21 protein-coding genes and 1 tRNA gene are annotated in these 15,862 nt (G+C 64.7%); 16 read left to right on the top strand and 6 right to left on the bottom strand.

Going from position 1 to position 15,862, the window contains the following annotated elements:
- Nucleotides 1-46: 46 nt before the first annotated feature.
- On the bottom strand, nucleotides 47-286 hold the full coding sequence (locus AC2A04_RS06795; protein ID WP_484211529.1) for an acyl carrier protein: 240 nt from the start codon (nucleotides 284-286) through the stop codon (nucleotides 47-49).
- A 141-nt stretch (nucleotides 287-427) separates the two neighbouring features.
- Between AC2A04_RS06795 and AC2A04_RS06790 the strand changes: the two genes are divergently transcribed.
- Nucleotides 428-1,012: a Pycsar system effector family protein gene (locus AC2A04_RS06790; RefSeq protein ID WP_484211528.1), complete on the top strand. Its 585-nt coding sequence runs from the start codon at nucleotides 428-430 to the stop codon at nucleotides 1,010-1,012.
- Between the two features lie 4 nt (nucleotides 1,013-1,016).
- On the opposite strand, the gene AC2A04_RS06785 is transcribed toward AC2A04_RS06790, so the two are convergent.
- Nucleotides 1,017-1,379, bottom strand: a complete 363-nt coding sequence (locus AC2A04_RS06785) for a response regulator (RefSeq protein ID WP_484211527.1) — start codon at nucleotides 1,377-1,379, stop codon at nucleotides 1,017-1,019.
- 27 nt (nucleotides 1,380-1,406) lie between these two features.
- On the opposite strand from AC2A04_RS06785, the gene AC2A04_RS06780 reads away from it, so the two are divergent.
- The 6 genes from AC2A04_RS06780 to AC2A04_RS06755 all read left to right on the top strand — a co-directional run bounded on the left by AC2A04_RS06780 (nucleotide 1,407) and on the right by AC2A04_RS06755 (nucleotide 5,444).
- Nucleotides 1,407-1,721 carry a DUF3572 domain-containing protein gene (locus AC2A04_RS06780; RefSeq protein WP_484211526.1) on the top strand — a complete coding sequence of 105 codons (315 nt, stop codon included), beginning with the start codon at nucleotides 1,407-1,409 and terminating at the stop codon, nucleotides 1,719-1,721.
- On the top strand, nucleotides 1,718-2,347 hold the full coding sequence (locus AC2A04_RS06775) for an HAD family hydrolase (RefSeq protein ID WP_484211525.1): 630 nt from the start codon (nucleotides 1,718-1,720) through the stop codon (nucleotides 2,345-2,347). The genes AC2A04_RS06780 and AC2A04_RS06775 overlap by 4 nt, the downstream gene beginning before the upstream one ends.
- Entirely contained in the window at nucleotides 2,344-2,811 is a 468-nt protein-coding gene (locus AC2A04_RS06770) for a RidA family protein (RefSeq protein ID WP_484211524.1), read from the top strand. The genes AC2A04_RS06775 and AC2A04_RS06770 overlap by 4 nt, the downstream gene beginning before the upstream one ends.
- The gene (locus tag AC2A04_RS06765) at nucleotides 2,783-3,559 is read left to right on the top strand and encodes a glycerophosphodiester phosphodiesterase family protein (RefSeq protein WP_484211523.1); all 777 of its coding nucleotides are present in this window, start codon (nucleotides 2,783-2,785) and stop codon (nucleotides 3,557-3,559) included. Before AC2A04_RS06770 ends, AC2A04_RS06765 begins: the two co-directional genes overlap by 29 nt.
- A 7-nt stretch (nucleotides 3,560-3,566) precedes the next feature.
- Nucleotides 3,567-4,697 (top strand): GNAT family N-acetyltransferase, encoded by a 1,131-nt coding sequence (locus AC2A04_RS06760; RefSeq protein WP_484211522.1) that lies wholly within the window; start codon nucleotides 3,567-3,569, stop codon nucleotides 4,695-4,697.
- 72 nt (nucleotides 4,698-4,769) lie between these two features.
- Nucleotides 4,770-5,444: a glutathione S-transferase family protein gene (locus AC2A04_RS06755; RefSeq protein WP_484211521.1), complete on the top strand. Its 675-nt coding sequence runs from the start codon at nucleotides 4,770-4,772 to the stop codon at nucleotides 5,442-5,444.
- Here AC2A04_RS06755 and AC2A04_RS06750 read toward each other — a convergent pair whose 3' ends face one another.
- Nucleotides 5,445-5,789 (bottom strand): SEL1-like repeat protein, encoded by a 345-nt coding sequence (locus AC2A04_RS06750; protein WP_484211520.1) that lies wholly within the window; start codon nucleotides 5,787-5,789, stop codon nucleotides 5,445-5,447.
- 307 nt (nucleotides 5,790-6,096) lie between these two features.
- On the opposite strand from AC2A04_RS06750, the gene dksA reads away from it, so the two are divergent.
- From dksA to AC2A04_RS06730, 4 genes are all read left to right on the top strand, one after another.
- Nucleotides 6,097-6,555: an RNA polymerase-binding protein DksA gene (gene dksA, locus AC2A04_RS06745; protein ID WP_484211519.1), complete on the top strand. Its 459-nt coding sequence runs from the start codon at nucleotides 6,097-6,099 to the stop codon at nucleotides 6,553-6,555.
- 183 nt (nucleotides 6,556-6,738) lie between these two features.
- Nucleotides 6,739-7,098, top strand: a complete 360-nt coding sequence (locus tag AC2A04_RS06740; RefSeq protein ID WP_484211518.1) for a PilZ domain-containing protein — start codon at nucleotides 6,739-6,741, stop codon at nucleotides 7,096-7,098.
- 47 nt (nucleotides 7,099-7,145) lie between these two features.
- Nucleotides 7,146-8,612, top strand: a complete 1,467-nt coding sequence (locus AC2A04_RS06735) for an ABC transporter substrate-binding protein (RefSeq protein ID WP_484211517.1) — start codon at nucleotides 7,146-7,148, stop codon at nucleotides 8,610-8,612.
- A 60-nt stretch (nucleotides 8,613-8,672) separates the two neighbouring features.
- Nucleotides 8,673-9,065: a DUF4112 domain-containing protein gene (locus AC2A04_RS06730; protein ID WP_484211697.1), complete on the top strand. Its 393-nt coding sequence runs from the start codon at nucleotides 8,673-8,675 to the stop codon at nucleotides 9,063-9,065.
- Between the two features lie 12 nt (nucleotides 9,066-9,077).
- Here the strand turns inward: AC2A04_RS06730 and AC2A04_RS06725 are convergent, their stop codons facing one another.
- Nucleotides 9,078-9,254, bottom strand: a complete 177-nt coding sequence (locus tag AC2A04_RS06725; RefSeq protein ID WP_484211516.1) for a DUF1674 domain-containing protein — start codon at nucleotides 9,252-9,254, stop codon at nucleotides 9,078-9,080.
- Between the two features lie 73 nt (nucleotides 9,255-9,327).
- Here AC2A04_RS06725 and AC2A04_RS06720 point away from each other — a divergent pair, with 73 nt between their 5' ends.
- The gene (locus AC2A04_RS06720) at nucleotides 9,328-10,587 is read left to right on the top strand and encodes an RsmB/NOP family class I SAM-dependent RNA methyltransferase (RefSeq protein ID WP_484211515.1); all 1,260 of its coding nucleotides are present in this window, start codon (nucleotides 9,328-9,330) and stop codon (nucleotides 10,585-10,587) included.
- Here the strand turns inward: AC2A04_RS06720 and msrA are convergent.
- Nucleotides 10,584-11,120, bottom strand: a complete 537-nt coding sequence (gene msrA / locus AC2A04_RS06715; protein ID WP_484211514.1) for a peptide-methionine (S)-S-oxide reductase MsrA — start codon at nucleotides 11,118-11,120, stop codon at nucleotides 10,584-10,586. The genes AC2A04_RS06720 and msrA overlap by 4 nt on opposite strands.
- Before the next feature lie 78 nt (nucleotides 11,121-11,198).
- Here msrA and AC2A04_RS06710 point away from each other — a divergent pair, with 78 nt between their 5' ends.
- The 4 genes from AC2A04_RS06710 to AC2A04_RS06695 all read left to right on the top strand — a co-directional run bounded on the left by AC2A04_RS06710 (nucleotide 11,199) and on the right by AC2A04_RS06695 (nucleotide 13,566).
- On the top strand, nucleotides 11,199-12,068 hold the full coding sequence (locus tag AC2A04_RS06710) for a class I SAM-dependent methyltransferase (RefSeq protein ID WP_484211513.1): 870 nt from the start codon (nucleotides 11,199-11,201) through the stop codon (nucleotides 12,066-12,068).
- 48 nt (nucleotides 12,069-12,116) lie between these two features.
- On the top strand, nucleotides 12,117-12,965 hold the full coding sequence (aguB, locus tag AC2A04_RS06705; RefSeq protein ID WP_484211512.1) for an N-carbamoylputrescine amidase: 849 nt from the start codon (nucleotides 12,117-12,119) through the stop codon (nucleotides 12,963-12,965).
- Entirely contained in the window at nucleotides 12,962-13,453 is a 492-nt protein-coding gene (gene folK / locus AC2A04_RS06700; protein WP_484211511.1) for a 2-amino-4-hydroxy-6-hydroxymethyldihydropteridine diphosphokinase, read from the top strand. The genes aguB and folK overlap by 4 nt, the downstream gene beginning before the upstream one ends.
- Nucleotides 13,454-13,490: 37 nt before the next feature.
- Nucleotides 13,491-13,566, top strand: a tRNA-Lys gene (locus AC2A04_RS06695).
- 14 nt (nucleotides 13,567-13,580) lie between these two features.
- Here AC2A04_RS06695 and AC2A04_RS06690 read toward each other — a convergent pair.
- Nucleotides 13,581-15,695, bottom strand: coding sequence for a TonB-dependent receptor (locus tag AC2A04_RS06690; protein ID WP_484211510.1), 2,115 nt, complete (start codon nucleotides 15,693-15,695; stop codon nucleotides 13,581-13,583).
- Nucleotides 15,696-15,862 lie beyond the last annotated feature (167 nt).

The raw sequence follows: 15,862 nt of genomic DNA, 5'->3' as shown, positions 1-15,862 counted from the left end.
CTGGATTGCTTCGGCCTTGCGGCCTCGCAATGACGAACCAGGCTGCCTAGCCCTGAAGCTTGGTCACCGCGTCGATCAGCTGGCCGTAGGTCTCGATTTCGGCCTGCTGGTTCATGCTGATGATGATGTCGAAATCGTCCTCGATCGCGGCGACGAAGTCCATCACTGTCAGGCTGTCCCATTCGAGATCGCCGGCGAAGGTCGTCGCCTCGGTCACTTCGATGCCCTTCTTGTTGAAGGGACCGATCAGTTCGGCGATCTTTTCGGCGGTTGCGGCGCGATCCATTATGTCTTCTCCAATGGGCGAAAAGGCCCCTGCCAGATGATTGCGGCGGAAAAGCGGCCAATACCGCCGCTTGTCAAGCGCGGCGCGCTTGTGTCATCCCCGGTTTAGACCGAAAAATCGCATATCTCGAGGGGATGAGCCATGGCAGATACCGATCCGCAGGCCGCGAAACCGCAGGCGACGCCGTCGGTGCTTTCGCCCACGGGGTTTTCCAACCATGCCATTCACCTCGTGCGAACGTCGCAACAGATCAACCTGACGCTGAGCCAGATGGCCGATGCCAAGGCTTCGATCCTCATGGGCGCCACGTTCCTCGTGTTCACGATCGCGGTGGGACAGGCCAAGAGCGGAACGATGCCGTGGTCGCTGGGTGTGCTGGCGATCTTCGCGTTCATCTCGGCAATGTGCGCGGTGTTTGCGGTGCTGCCTTCGGTAAGCGGGCCGAATGCGGCCAAGATCAACGATGGCAAGCCCAACAAGCTGTTCTTCGGCTATTTCACGCACATGGACGAAGCCGAGTGGACGGATTCGATCCTGGCCGAATTGCACGCCGACGAGACCGTGTTCCGCACGATGCTGCACGACATCTACCAGAACGGGCAGGTCCTGCAGCGCAAGAAGTATCGCTATCTGGCTTATGCCTACAAGAGCTTCATGGCGGGGCTTTGCCTGACCGTGGTGACCTTCATCATCGAGCACGCATCGAACGTTGCGGCGGCAATGTGATCGTTCAGAGCAGCTTGTTTACCGCGACCATGAACGGCCCGATCGAAACGGGCTTGGCAAGGTAGCCTTCAGCACCGGCATCGCGGATCGATTCCTCGTCGCCCTTTCCGGCATAGGCGGTGACAGCGAGAATCGGGATTGTCTTCAGTTCGTCGTCACCCTTGAGCGCGACGATCAGGTCCATGCCCGAAATGTTTGGCAGCTGGATGTCCATGATGACCAGATCAGGCATGAACAGGCGAGTCTTCTCGATCGCTTCGCGGCCGTCGGCCACCGGTTCCACTTCGAAGCCGTTGGCGCGCAGGAGATCGCAGAACAGTTTGCGGTTGAGGTCGTTGTCCTCGACAACCAGAATTCTTTTTGCCACTGACACGCCTGTTCCCGAACGGCACCGATGCCGCGATCGAGGCACCCTTATTGCCCGCGAAAGGCCCTGACAATCATCCGCGAGCCTTCCTCCACGCCCGATGCCGCCGCGATCGCCCTGCAGGCGCTTGGCTGGGTTCTGTCCGATGGTCCGCGCGCCGAGCGGTTCCTTTCGCTGACCGGGCTGACGCCCGAGGAACTGCGGGCCGGTTTGGGCGAACCTGCAGTACAGGGTGCGGTGCTCGATTTTCTGGCCAACCACGAGGCCGACCTTGTCAACGCGGCCTTCGCTCTCGACATGTCGCCGCAGGCGATCATCGCCGCGCGAAAGGATCTTGCATGAGCCGCCCCCTGATCGTCAGTGATTGCGACGAGGTGCTGCTGCACATGGTTGCCCCGTTCCGCGACTGGCTGGCCGAAAAGGAAGGCGTGACCTTCCACATGGACAATGCCGATTTCTCGAGGGCGCTGCGCTATGCCGGGGACGGCAGCTTCGTGCCGCCCGAGCAGATCTGGAGCCTGCTCAACAAGTTCTTCGACACCGAGATGTATCGCCAGCAGGCCATCGTCGGCGCGGTAGCGGGCATCAATGCGATTGCGCAGGACGCCGATGTGGTGATCCTGACCAATCTCAACGACCATCGCCGCGAGACCCGCACGCAGCAGCTGGCCGATGTCGGCATCAATGCCCGCGTCTTCACCAACCAGGGGCCGAAGGGGCCGGCGCTGAAAGCGATCCTCGAGGAATACAATCCGAGCCGCGCGCTGTTCATCGACGACCTGCCGCAGCATCACGATTCGGTGTCGCAGCTGACGCCTGACGTGATCCGCCTGCACCTGTGCGGAGAGCCGCTGCTTGCCCCGCATATCGATTGCGCGCATCAGGCGGGCCATGCCCATGCGCGGATCGACGATTGGGAAGCGGCGCTCCCCTGGATCCTTGCCCAAATTCATGGAGAAGATGCGTGACCGATAGCGTTGAAGCCCGGCTTGCCGAACTGGGACTGACCTTGCCGCAGGCCGCCGCGCCCGTTGCCGCCTATGTGCCGACGGTGGAAGCAGGCGGGCTGCTGCACGTTTCGGGGCAGTTGCCGTTCATCGAAGGCAAGCTGGTGACCGGGCGGCTGGGCAAGGACGTGAGCCTTGAAGAGGGCACGGCTGCCGCGCAGGCCTGCGCGCTGATGATCCTGGCGCAGGTCAAGGCGGCACTCGGCTCGCTCGATCGCGTGGAGCGTGTGGTCAAGCTGGGCGCGTTCGTGTGTTCGGCCAAGGATTTCACCGATCAGCCCAAGGTCGCCAACGGCGCTTCTGAACTGATGGTCGCGGCATTCGGCGATGCAGGAAAGCATGCGCGCAGCGCCGTGGGCGTTCCGGTGCTGCCTCTGGGCGCTGCGGTTGAAGTCGATGCTGTCCTTGCCCTCCGTCCTGCTTGACCGCTGGCTGGTCCCCGCGCCCGATGAGGGCCGGGTGGGCTGGCTGCGGGGCAAGACCTACGCCCATCGCGGGCTGCACGGGAGCGGCGTGCCCGAAAATTCGCCCACCGCCTTTGCGCTCGCGATCGAGCAGGGGCAGGGCATCGAATGCGACGTGCAACGCACGGCGGACGGGCAGGCGGTGGTGTTCCACGACTGGGACCTCGACCGTCTGACCGGCGAGAGCGGGCCAGTGCTCGAGCGGCGGGCCAAGGACCTCGCCCGGATCGCGCTGACCGGGAGTGGCGATTGCATTCCCACCTTGCGCCAGTTTCTCGATCAGGTGGGCGGCCGGGTGCCCGTGCTGATCGAGGTTAAGTCAAAGCGCGAAATCCGGTCCGCGCCGCTGTGCCTTGCGGTGCGGCGCGCGCTCGAGGGCTATCGCGGGCCGGTGGCGGTGATGAGCTTCGACCCGCGCGTTTCGCGCTGGTTCGCGCGCTATTCGCCGCACATCGTCCACGGTCTGGTGGTGACCGAGAACGGCAACCGCACGCTGCTCGCGCGGATCAAGCTGCTGCTGTCGTTCTGGCAGGGCAAGCCGCAGTTTCTTGCGTGGGACGTGCGCGACCTGCCGAGCCGCTTTGTCGATGCACAGCGGCGGCGCGGCTTTCCGGTGCTGACCTGGACAGTGCGCTCGGCCGAACTGGCGGCACGTGCTGCCGACTGTGCCGATGGACCTATTGCCGAGGGTGCGGGACTGAAGGCATGATTGGCGCGTGAGTCTGACCGCGCGCATCCACAAGTCCGTTTCCGAGATCTCGCCCGCGGACTGGGACCGGATGGCCGGTTCCGGCAATCCATTCGTTTCACATGCCTTTCTGGCGCTGCTCGAGGAATCGGGCTCGGTCGGTGCGCGCACCGGCTGGTCGCCGCTGCCGATCGTGATCGAAGGCGATGATGGCCGACCGGCTGCCGCGCTTCCTGCCTATCTCAAGAGCCACAGCCAGGGCGAATATGTGTTCGACCATGCGTGGGCGGATGCGTGGATGCGGGCAGGCGGGGACTACTATCCCAAATTGCAGATTGCCGCGCCGTTTACCCCCGCGACAGGCCCGCGATTGCTGCTGGGGGACCGGACCGACCTGGCCGTGCCTCTTCTGCGCGCGGCTGAGCAGCTGTGCGAGAGCAACGACCTGTCGTCGGCCCATGCGACGTTCATCGCGCCCGACCAGTTACCCTTGTTCGAAGAGGCAGGGTGGCTGTTGCGCAGCGACATCCAGTTCCATTGGGAAAATCGCGGCTATGCCAGTTTCGATGATTTCCTTGCCGCGCTGAGTTCGGAAAAGCGCAAGAACCTGCGCAAGGAGCGGGCACGGGCGCAGGACGGTGTGGAAATCCGTTCTTTTAACGGCGATGCGATCCTGCCTGAGCATTGGGACGCCTTCTGGCTGTTCTACCAGGACACCGGCGCACGCAAATGGGGGCGGCCCTATCTCACACGCGCCGCATTTGACCTGATCGGCGAGCGAATGGCGGACAAGGTACTGCTTGTGCTGGCCTTCCATGAGGGTGAGCCGGTGGCGGGCGCGATCAACTTCATCGGCGCCGATGCGCTTTATGGCCGGTATTGGGGGGCGCTGGTGGAGAAGCCGTTCCTGCACTTCGAGCTGTGCTATTATCAGGCCATCGACGCCGCGATCGCGTTGGGGCTGAGCCGGGTGGAGGCGGGCGCGCAGGGTGGGCACAAGCTGGCGCGGGGCTATGCACCGGTGCAGACGTGGTCTGCGCACTACATCGTCGATCCGGGGTTTCGCCGCGCCGTGGCAGACTTCCTCGCGCAGGAGCGCGCAGGCATTGCGCAGGACCAGTTGCTGCTGGGCGGACGCACGCCGTTCCGCAAAGGGTGACGCGCTGCTTGAACGTGGCGTTGGCGGCGTTAGGCTGGTCTGCGCAAGGTCCTGAAAATCGGGAGAATGCCGATGCTCGCCACGATCACCGCTTTTGCCGATTCGCCTGATCGCGGGCAGGGGCTTGCCCGGGACACGCGCATCCGCTGGGCGCTTGCCGAACTTGGCGTTCCTTATGATGTAAAGCTGTTGTCATTTGCCGAACTGAAGCAGCCTGCCCATCGACAGCGTCACCCCTTCGGCCAGATCCCGACCTACGAACACGGCGATTTCACGCTGTTCGAGACGGGCGCGATCGTCCTGCATCTAGCGGAGACGAACGAGGGCCTGTTGCCACGTGATCCCGTGGCGCGAGCGCGGGTCATCGCGTGGATGTTTGCGGCGGTGGGGACAATCGAACCGCCGATCGTCGAGCGTTCCATGGCATGGCTGCTGGAGCGCGAGCGCAACTGGTACGATGAGCGGCTACCAATGCTCGACAACCGGATACGGCAGCGCCTGGGCGATCTTTCCGCCTGCCTTGGCGAGGAGGAATGGCTGGAGGGACCGTTCTCGGCCGGCGATCTCATGGTGATCGACGTGCTGCGCCGGCTACGCAGCAGCGGTTTGCTCGATGAGTTTCCCATCGTCGCCGCCTACGTCGCAAGGGGCGAGGCGCGCCCGGCGTTCAGGCAGGCTTTCGATGCGCAGTATGCCGTGTTCGAAGCGGCGGTTGCCCGCAGCGAGACGGCCAAGGGGCAAGAGTGATCAGGCGGCTTGGCGTCCGGCGCGCAGCCATTCGCGCGCGCGGCGCTGGGCTTCGGCGATTTCGCGTGCCGTCATTTCGTCCGAAACGTCGGCGCGGCAGTGAGCGGCTTCCTCGTGGCCGCCGACGGCTGCGAGATTGAACCACTTGTGGGCCTCGATCATGTCGCAGTCCACGCCGTGGCTGCCGGTGGAGTAGGCGACACCCAGATCGAACAGTGCGTTGCTGTCGCCATTGGCCGCAGCGGCGAGGCAACTGGCGACCAGAAGGTCGGCCGCTGCCGTCGAAGTGGCGGTTGCGCTTTTGGCCGTTTCGTCGGCGACCAGCTTGATCCAGGACTGTCCCATTTACCTTTACCCCCGTCATGGAGCGCAAATGCCTTGAGGCTCCGATAGGGCGAAGGTCACCAATCTTGGTCAATAAATGGTTAACGCGTCCGACGTGCATGATTACGTTTGGCTAAGTTCCGAACAGGGTGGGGATAACCGGGGCCGAAAGGTTACCTCTTCAGCCGCCCTTAATGCACGATGGTCTCCAAATCGCTTGTGCCCATTCCGGGGCAACCCTATAGGCGCGCAGCAATGGAGCTTGCTCGTCCGAAAGGAAAAAGAAGCGAGCCGGGAGGGGCGGATAGCTTGTGATGCGGAGGGCCGAATGGCTGGGGTCTTGAGTGACGAAATCGACGTACTGGCAAAGGCGCGACGCGCGATGCCGGGCGACTATGTGCCAAGCGACGACGAACCTTACATGAATGACGTGCAGCAGGATTATTTCCGCAAGCTGCTGCTGGAATGGAAGCGCTCGATCCTTTCGGCCGCCGCCGGGACGCTCTCGGCGCTGCAGGATGGTCCGATTCGCGAACCCGACCTCAATGACCGTGCGTCGAGCGAAACCGACTGGGGAATCGAACTGCGCACGCGCGATCGCCAGCGCAAACTGATTGCCAAGATCGATTCCGCGATGCGCCGGATCGACGAGGGTGAATATGGTTACTGCGAAGTGACGGGCGAGCCGATCGGCCTCGGCCGGCTGATTGCGCGACCCATCGCCACGATGACCGTCGAAGCGCAGGAAGCGCACGAACGGCGCGAGAAAATTTCGCGGGATATGTAAGCAGCGGGCCGCCGTTGGGCGGCCCGTGAAAACATGACAGTCTGGTTAATTCTTGACCTTGCTAATGCCTTGTTTACCTTGGTTCTTTAGTAAGAAGCGACGAATTTCTGCGATTGCTTCGTGTGCAGGCGCACCCGGCGCGTGGCGAGGTTGAGGCGAACTCTGGGAACGACGGGACCTTTGGTGACTGAGACGGACCATCGGCAATTGGGGCGTGACAGCCTTTTCCTCCTGGCCGAGGTGCGCCTTGTCGGGACCGATACCGAACATCGCGTGAAGGTGCGTAATCTCTCCGCCGGCGGCATGATGGCCGAAGGTGCGATGAAGGTCCTGCGCGGAACCCGCGTCGAAGTGAACCTGCGCAACATCGGCTGGGTCGAGGGCGTTGTCGCCTGGATTCAGGACAATCGCTTCGGCATTGCCTTCATCGAGGAAGTCGATCCGATGACCGCCCGTGCGCCGGTCGGCCAAGGGCCGGCCACACCGCGATTCGTCAAGCCGGTGCTGTCGAATCAGGCCACGGGCCCACTTCGCAAGATTTGATCATTTGCCACGCTGACCCTGTGCCAGCCTTCTGCTAGGCTTGGCCGATGGCTGCCCGTTCGACGATTGTCCTGACGCTCACCCTCCTGCTCGGATCCTGCGGTTCGGGCCGTGACGGTACACTTGCGGTGGCCGTAATGGGCGATGCCTCGGCACTGAAGGAACGCGGTCCCCGCTTTTCCCCTGCGGCCCAGCTGTTGCGCTCGGCCACCGTTGAAGGGCTGGTCGGCTTCGACGAGCAGGGCCGGGTCGTGCCTGCGCTGGCCGATCGCTGGATCGTGACGGACCAAGGGCAGAGTTACATCTTCCGCCTGCGCGACGGGACTTGGTCCGACGGCCAGCGGATCACTGCCGATACGGCGGCGGCGGCCCTGCGCAAGACCATCGCCACGCTCAAGGGCACGGCACTCGGCCTTGATCTTGCAGCGATCGACGAAGTGCGGGTGATGTCGGACCGGGTCATCGAGATCGATCTTTTCGCGCCGGTTCCCGAACTCCTGACCATTCTTGCGCAGCCGGAACTGGGTCTGACCTATGGTGGCCGGGGTCTCGGGCCGATGGCGGGCAAGACGGCGGAGGACGGGACTCGCTCCATGACGCTGATCCCGCCCGAGGCTCGAGGGCTTTCCAAGCAGGCCAACTTTGCCAAGCGCGCGCGGGCCCTGTCGGTGACGTTTGCGCCGCCGGCCAAGGCAGTGGCGCTGTTCAACGATGGCTATGTCGACGTGCTCTTGGGCGGGCGCGTGGATACGGTGCCGCTCGCCGGGCGCATTGGCCTGACGCGCGGCAACGTGCAGCTTGATCCCGTGACCGGCCTGTTCGGCCTGATGATCGAGCGCGCGGATGGGTTTCTGGCCGATGCCGCCAACCGCGAGGCGTTGTCGATGGCGATCGACCGCGACGCCCTGCTTGGAAGCTTCAATATCGGCGGCTGGCAGGCCACGACTCGCATCGTTTCCCCCGACGTGGAAGACGATCTCGGCACGATCGGCGAACGCTGGCAGGGGATGAACCTGGATCAGCGTCGGGCGCAGGCTGCCGCGCGGGTTGCGGCATGGAAGGGCGCGGGCCGCAGCGTGCCCACGCTCAACATCGCGATGCCCGATGGACCCGGATCGTCACTGGTGTTCGATGCCTTGCGCGACGGTTTTGCCCGTATCGGACTTTCGGCCCGTCGCGTGCCCGAGCGCAACCGTGCCGACTTGCGGTTGATCGACGTTGCCGCGCGCTATGGCCGGGCAACGTGGTTCCTCAACCAGCTTTCGTGCACCGTGCAGAAGGCGGTGTGCAGCCCGATCGGCGACGAGCGCGTGGCCGAGGCGCGCCGCGCGACCGATCCGCAGGCGCGATCGGCCCTGCTGGCCGAGGCCGAGGCCGAAATCACCGCCGCCAATGGCTTCATTCCGATTGCGCGCCCCTTGCGCTGGTCGATGGTGCGCAGCGGCACCACCGGCTTTGCCCGCAACCCCTGGGGCTGGCATCCCTTGCCGCCGCTGGCATGGCTCCCCAGATAGGTAAGCATGGACAAGCCGATCTTCCCCGCCGCCGATGCCACCGCTCGCCGCCCCGTGCGCATGCCGGTCGATCTTCCCGGACTGGGCAACGATCCCGCCTCGGTGCGGCAGCGGGTCGAGATGATGGAGCGTCTGCTGGAGCGGAGCTTCACCATTCCCGGTATCCGGCGCGAAGTCGGACTCGATGCCATTGCCGGTCTGGTGCCGGTCCTGGGCGATGTGCTGACCGCTGCGATGGGCGCGTGGATGGTGTGGGAGGCGCGCAACCTCGGCCTGTCCAGGTGGAAGCTTTGGCGGATGGGTGCCAACGTTGCCTTCGATACCGCGCTGGGCGCGGTGCCGTTCGTGGGCGATGCGTTCGACTTCTTCTTCAGGTCGAACTCGAAGAACCTCAAGATCCTGCGCAGGCATCTCGACAAGCATCACCCGGCGTCGGGCGTGATCGCGGGCTGAACCCCACAGCGATCAGAAGTCGATCGCGATGCCGTTCTTTTCCCAATCGCCGAAGCGCGTGGGATCGAGGCCGTCGGGGTCTTCACCACGAACGATTGTCTGCGGGGCGGGAATCGGCTCATTGGTCCAGTGCGCGGGGCGTGTGAAGTCCGCCGGGCGACGGGTGGCGCGGGGAGTGGGCTTGTCCATGAACATGCAGATGGGCGCTCAATCGTCCAAGCGCAATTGCCATTTCGGGCATCAGGGGCGATAGGCCCAAGCCATGGCCCGTTCCAAGCACCCTGACGAAATTCCCGGCGTCCCTGCACGCAGAGCCGCGCTGCGGCTGCTCGATGCCGTCCTGCGGCGCGGCGAGCCGCTTGATCAGGCCGCGCCGCCTGTGCTGCGCGCCATCGAACGCGGTGATGATCGCGCCCTGGCAACGGCTATCGCGCAGGAAGCGCTGCGCTGGATGGCGGACCTCGATGCGCTGATCGATCAGGCTACGCGCGATGTCCTGCCCGACGATGCCAAGGTGCGCAGCGTGCTGCGAATCATGCTGGCGCAGGCGTTGCGGCTGAACCTGCCGGGCCACGCGGTGGTGGCAACGGGTCTGCCGCTGCTGATGGGCGGGCCGCGCCGCCTGGCGCATGGCGTGTTTTCGGCGGTGACCAAGGCCAACCCCAAGCTTCCCGAAGCGCCGAGCCTGCCCGATGCCGTGGCCGAACGCTGGGATATTGCCTGGCCCGAACGGGTCGAGGCAATCGCGCGCGGGCTGGCCGAGCCGCCTCCGCTCGACCTTTCGCTGCGCGATGCCGCCAGGACGGCGGAGTGGGCCGAAAAGCTGGGCGGCCATTCGCTGGCGCCGGGGCATGTGCGACTGGCGCGTGCGGGCGCGATCGAGGCGCTGCCGGGGTTTGCCGAGGGCGCATGGTGGGTCCAGGACCTTGCCGCCAGCGTGCCTGCGCGGCTGCTTGGGGCAGGCGATGGCCGTCGTGCGCTCGATCTATGCGCCGCGCCGGGTGGCAAGACGCTGCAACTTGCAGCGGCAGGCTGGAAGGTCACCGCGCTCGACAAGTCGGCGCGCCGGGTGGAACGGCTGCAGGACAATCTCAGGCGCAGCGGGCTGGAGGCAGAGGTCGTCGTGGCCGATGCGCTGACCTGGAAGCCGCAAGGCCAGTTCGACGCGATCCTGCTCGACGCGCCGTGCAGCGCGACGGGCACCTGCCGCCGTCATCCCGACGTGCTGCACCGGCTGGCGAACATGGGCGAACTCGGCGAGTTGCAACAGGCGATGCTCGAGCGCGCTGCGGGCTGGCTCGCGCCGGGTGGGCGGCTGGTCTACGCGGTCTGTTCGCTGGAGCCCGAGGAAGGCGAGGCACGGGCCAGCGCCTTTGACAAGCTTGCGCCTGAGCCGGTCAGCGATGCGGAATTGCCTGCGGGTCTTTTGGCGACGGAGGGCCATTTCCGCGCCGACCCCGGAATGCTGTCCGAAGTCGGCGGGATAGACGGCTTCTTTGCCGCGCGCTGGGTAAAGGCTTAGGCCTTCACCTTGTCCGCGAAGCTCTTGCGCAGCTTCATCAGCTTGGGCGGGATGACCGCGAGGCAATAGGGATTGCGCTGGCCTTCGCCTTCCCAATATTCCTGATGACAGTCCTCGGCGGGATACCAGGTGGCCGGGCCTTCGATCGTCGTGACGATCGGCTGTGGCCAGTTCGGCTGGTTGCGGGTGATGGCTGCTTGCGCCTCGGCCTTCTGTTCATCGTCCAGCGGAAACATGGCTGAACGGTATTGCGTGCCGACATCGCCGCCCTGGCGGTTGAGCTGGGTGGGATCGTGCGTGGCAAAGAACATGTCGAGAATCTGGCCATAGCTGACGACGTCCGGATCGAACGTCACCCGGATTGCCTCGGCATGGCCGGTCGTGCCGGAGCAGACCTGCTTGTAGGTGGGGTTTGCGACCGTCCCGCCAAGATAGCCGCTCTCGACCCGGCTCACGCCGATCACGTCACGGAACACGGCTTCGGTACACCAGAAGCATCCGCCGGCGAGAATGGCCGTTGCTTGTTCGCTCATGCGTCTTATTCTCCTTGTATGACGCCAAGATAGGCAGGCGCACCGCGCTTGTCATCGGCACCAAGGAGAATCCCCCCGATGCGCAAGTCCTCTCTCGCCATGATTGCCGTGACGGCCGGTCTCGGCTTCGCGATCCCGGCGCAGGCCCAGCATGAAGGGCACGCCATGGGGATGGCGAAGACCGCGATCGATCCGGCGCTGGCCAAGGCCGTGGCCGATCCGCTGCGCGTGACCGACAAGGCGCGCGATGTCTATCGCCGCCCGGACGAGACGCTGACGTTCTTTCAGGTTGAGCCGACGATGAAGGTGGGCGAATATGCGCCGGGCGGCGGCTGGTATTCGCGCCTGCTCGGGCTTTATCTTGGCCCCAAGGGCAAGCTGGTCGGCTTGTTCTTCGATCCCACCGCGCCAGCGTTCGGCGAAAAGATGAAGGCGGGCATTCGCGAAGGCGTGACCAAGTATCCTGCCGAAGTTGCGGGCTGGTCGAATCAGCCGGCCGAACGTTTTTCTGCCTTCGCGCTCGACACCATCCCCGAGGGCGAGAAGGGCACGTTCGACCGCATTCTGGTAATGCGCATGATGCACAACCTGTTCCGGTGGAACCTTGCCGACCACGAGATAAAGCAGATGCGCGAATTGCTGAAAGACGATGGCATGATCGGCATCGAACAGCATCGCGCCAAGCCGGATGCGCCCTACTCGTTCACCGATGGCACCAAGGGCTATCTGCGCGAGGCGGACGTCATCAGGTTCATGGAAGTGAATGGCTTCACCTTCGTCGGCAAGAGCGAGGCCAATGCCAATCCAAAGGACCCGGCAAACTGGCCTGACGGTGTCTGGACCCTGCCTCCGGGCATGGCAGGTGCCAAGGACGACGCCGACAAGGCAAGGCTCAGGGCCATCGGCGAGAGCGACCGGATGACGCTGCTGTTCCGCAAGCGCCCCTGATCAGCAGCGACGGTTGAATTGCGGGCGGCGGCGGCTTAGGTCCGGGCCATGAGCCAGATCACTGTCGCCGCCCTGCAACTCGCCCTGAACGCAGGCGAAGCCGAAAACATTGCCGCTGTCGCAGCGCTGGTGGAAGAAGCCGCGCGCGGCGGCGCGCAAGTGGTATTGCCGCCCGAACTGTTTGCAGGGCCCTACTTCTGCAAAGTGGAGGACGAGGCGCTGTTCGCGCTGGCCTATCCGCTCGATCAGGACCCTTCGGTGCGCGAGATGAAGAAGCTCGCCAAGGGACTCGGGATCGCGATCCCGACGAGCTTCTTCGAGCGCGACGGGCATCACTATTACAACACGCTGGCGATGGTCGGTCCTGACGGCGAGGTGATGGGCACTTACCGCAAGAGCCACATTCCCGATGGTCCGGGGTATGAGGAAAAGTACTATTTCCGCCCCGGCAATACCGGTTTCAAGGTGTGGGACGTGTTCGGCACGCGCATCGGCGTGGGCGTGTGCTGGGATCAATGGTATCCCGAATGCGCGCGGGCCATGGCGCTGATGGGAGCCGAACTGCTGTTCTACCCGACCGCCATCGGCACCGAGCCCTACGACGCCGATCTCGACACCAGCCGCATGTGGCGCCGCGCGATGATCGGGCATTCGGTATCGAACTGCATGCCGGTGATCGCGGCCAATCGTATCGGGACGGAGGATGGCCAGCGCTTCTACGGCCACAGCTTCATCTCCGACGAGTGGGGCGATTACCTCCAGGAATTCGGCGCGAACGAGACTGGCGTGCTGAGCGCAACGATCGATCTCGAGCGCGCGGCGCGCCATCGTGCGGGCATGGGCTTTTTCCGTGATCGCCGCCCGCAGCTTTACACGCGCCTTTCCGAGGACGTGTGAGCCACTACCTGATCGCGCTGGGATCGAACCAGCGCCATGGGCGCGTGGGCGGCCCGGCCGCGATCCTGCGCGCGGCGCTGGACGAACTGGCGCGGCAGGGCGTGGCGGTGCGTGCGGAAAGCGGGATCGAATCGAGCAAGCCGGTCGGGCCTTCGTTGCGCCGTTATGCCAATGCCGCGGCGGTGATCGAGAGCGATCTGGAGCCGCTGGAACTGCTCGATCTGCTGCAAGCGATCGAAGCGGAGTTCGGGCGCGTCCGGATGGGGCAGCGCTGGCGCTCGCGCACGCTCGATCTCGATATCGTGCTGTGGTCTGGCGGGGCCTGGGCCGACGAGCGGCTGGTTGTGCCCCATCGCGAATTCCGCAAGCGCGATTTCGTGCTCGGGCCTGCCAGCGCGATTGCGCCCGACTGGCGCGACCCATTGACCGGATTGACGCTCAAACATCTGCGCGCCCGCTTGACCCGCCGCGCCCCGCCCCCTAGGTGACGCGCCACGCCGGGTGCAGCCATGCCGCACCGGGCACGGACCCGTAGCTCAGTTGGTAGAGCAACGGACTTTTAATCTGTAGGTCTCGGGTTCGAGTCCCGACGGGTCCACCATTTCCCCCTCAAGTTCAGAAACTCGCCCGCGCGGTCAGGCGGATGTCGCGACCGGCGAGGGGCGCGAAGTCCTTGAGGAACGAGGCGTGGCGGCGGGCGTCGACGTCAAAAATGTTGTTGGCCGAGAGCGCGAACGAAAGCGGGCGCTGCGTGCCCCAGGGGCGGATGTTGATTTCGGCGTTGACCAGCGTGAAGCTGGCGGTCCGTGTTTCGAATGGCGTGACGCGGTTCTGGCGCGCGCTCCATTCCACTTCGCCGCGCAGATCGACCTTGCTGCCGTTGAGCGCAAGCCCGCCCTGTATCCGCATCGGCGGGATGCGTGGGGCAGGGCCTACGCCGGTGATGTCCGCGTGGACGTAGTCGGCAAGGCCATCGGCGACGAGCGTCATCGGCCCGACTTGCCCAAGCGTTGCCGAGCCCTGAATTTCGAAGCCATAGTAGCGGGCCTTGCCTTGCGTGAACTGGTAGACGGGGAGGCCATCCTCGACCGCGCCGGTCAGGTCCTCGTAGATGAAGTTGTCGAACCAGTTGTAATAGGCCGAGGCTTCGAGGCTGTAGCCCTCGCCTTTGCCTCTCAATACGGCCTCAATGCCGGTCGCGCGTTCGGGGCGGAAATCGGGGTTGCCTATCTCGAAGGCCTGCGTGCCGGCATGGGGACCGTTGGCGAAGAGTTCGTCGGCAGAAGGTGCGCGGACAGTGCGCGAGAGGTTCAGGCCGAGGCGCCAGTCGGTGGCAAAGGCGTATGAAGCACCCACCGAGCCCGAGACCGTATCGAATGTGCGCCTTGCGGTGACGAACTGCGGCTGGTCCGCCAAGGGTCGCGCATCGACCACGGTGTGCTCGAAGCGCGCGCCGCCCTCTATCTTCAGCGCGCCGAGGTCGAACTCCTGAAGGGTGAACAGGCCGAACTGGGTGCTGCTGCTCTTGGGCAGGAAGGCTTCTTCGCCGACGACGTTGAAATCGCGGGCGTAGAACTGGATGCCGCTGGCGCCCTTCCATGCGCCGCGCTGGGCCTGGACCAGTTCGAGCCGTCCTTCGATGCCCTTGTTGTAGAAGGCCGTACCCACGCTGCCATCGGCTTCGAGTTCGAAGTGGCGATAGCTGGCAAAGCCGGCGCGGGCGCGGATCGAAGAGATCAGGCCGCCGCCGGTCTCGACCTCGGCGCGCAGGTCCAGCCGGTCCTGCGCGACATCGAGGCGCGGGCCTTCCTGCTCCTGCCCCGGCGCGATCGCATAGCGGACCGGGATGCCGTAGAGGCTGTCATAGCGGCTGTAGGCGATGCCGATGTTGCCGGTGTCGGTGATGAACGACGCGCCGACGCCTGCGGTCCAGGTCTTGGCCTGCGAATTGGGCAACCCGCCCTTGAGCGCTGCATTGCTGGCAAGGTCGATGCCTTCGGCAAGCTGATCCTCGTCCTCGGTCCCGGCATTGGCGAGCGCGGTGGTGCGGGCCGAGGGGGCGAGCACATGGTCGCCGATGCGCAGGTTTCCGGTCTTGAGATAGCTGCCATCGGCGTGGACGACGAAGCGGCTGCCGAGCGGCACATCGACCGCAGCGCCGGCCGAGCGTTCGTCCGCTGCAGAGCCGTAGGAAGCGAGCGCATCGACATGGGCGAATTCGTCAGGGACGACACGCGGGATGCGCTTGTCGATCACGTTGACGACGCCGCCGATCGCGGCCGAGCCATAAAGCAGGGTGGCAGGTCCGCGCAGGACCTCGATGCGATCGGCCAGCAGCGGATTGATGACCACCGCGTGATCGGCGCTGGTGTTGGAAACATCGAAAGCGCCGATGCCATCGGTGAGGATGCGCACGCGATCGCCCTGGAGACCGCGCAGGACCGGGCGCGAGGCGTTGGGGCCGAACGAGGTGGCCGAGACGCCGGGAGTCTTGTCGAGCGTTTCGCCGAGCGTGGGGCGCAGGGCCTGAGTCAGCTCCTCTCCGGCGATGACCGAGACACCGGACAGGATATCGAGCCGGTCCCGCTGGAAGGCGGCGGTTACCACGATTTGCGCCGAAGGCTGGGCGTGGGTGTCCTGATCGCCGGGAGCCTCATCGGCGGTGGCTGGCGTGACGAGCGCCACTGTTGCCAGCACCGAGCAGCCTACGAGGAGAAACGGAACCTTCATGTGCGCGAACCTTTTGCCATGGCTTGCATTCCCGTCCGGAGAACGCGGCCTGATCTTGCGTCTCACTTAGAACGACTCAAAAAATGATACAAGATATCATAACAAAAAGGGCGTGCGCTCTGCGCCCGTGAGAATTGCGCTGACAAGTCCATCGGGAAGTGGTATCA

The organism is Novosphingobium sp. HNCC26DJ243 (genome assembly GCF_057180545.1).
This window is presented reverse-complemented; position numbering and strand designations above follow the sequence as displayed.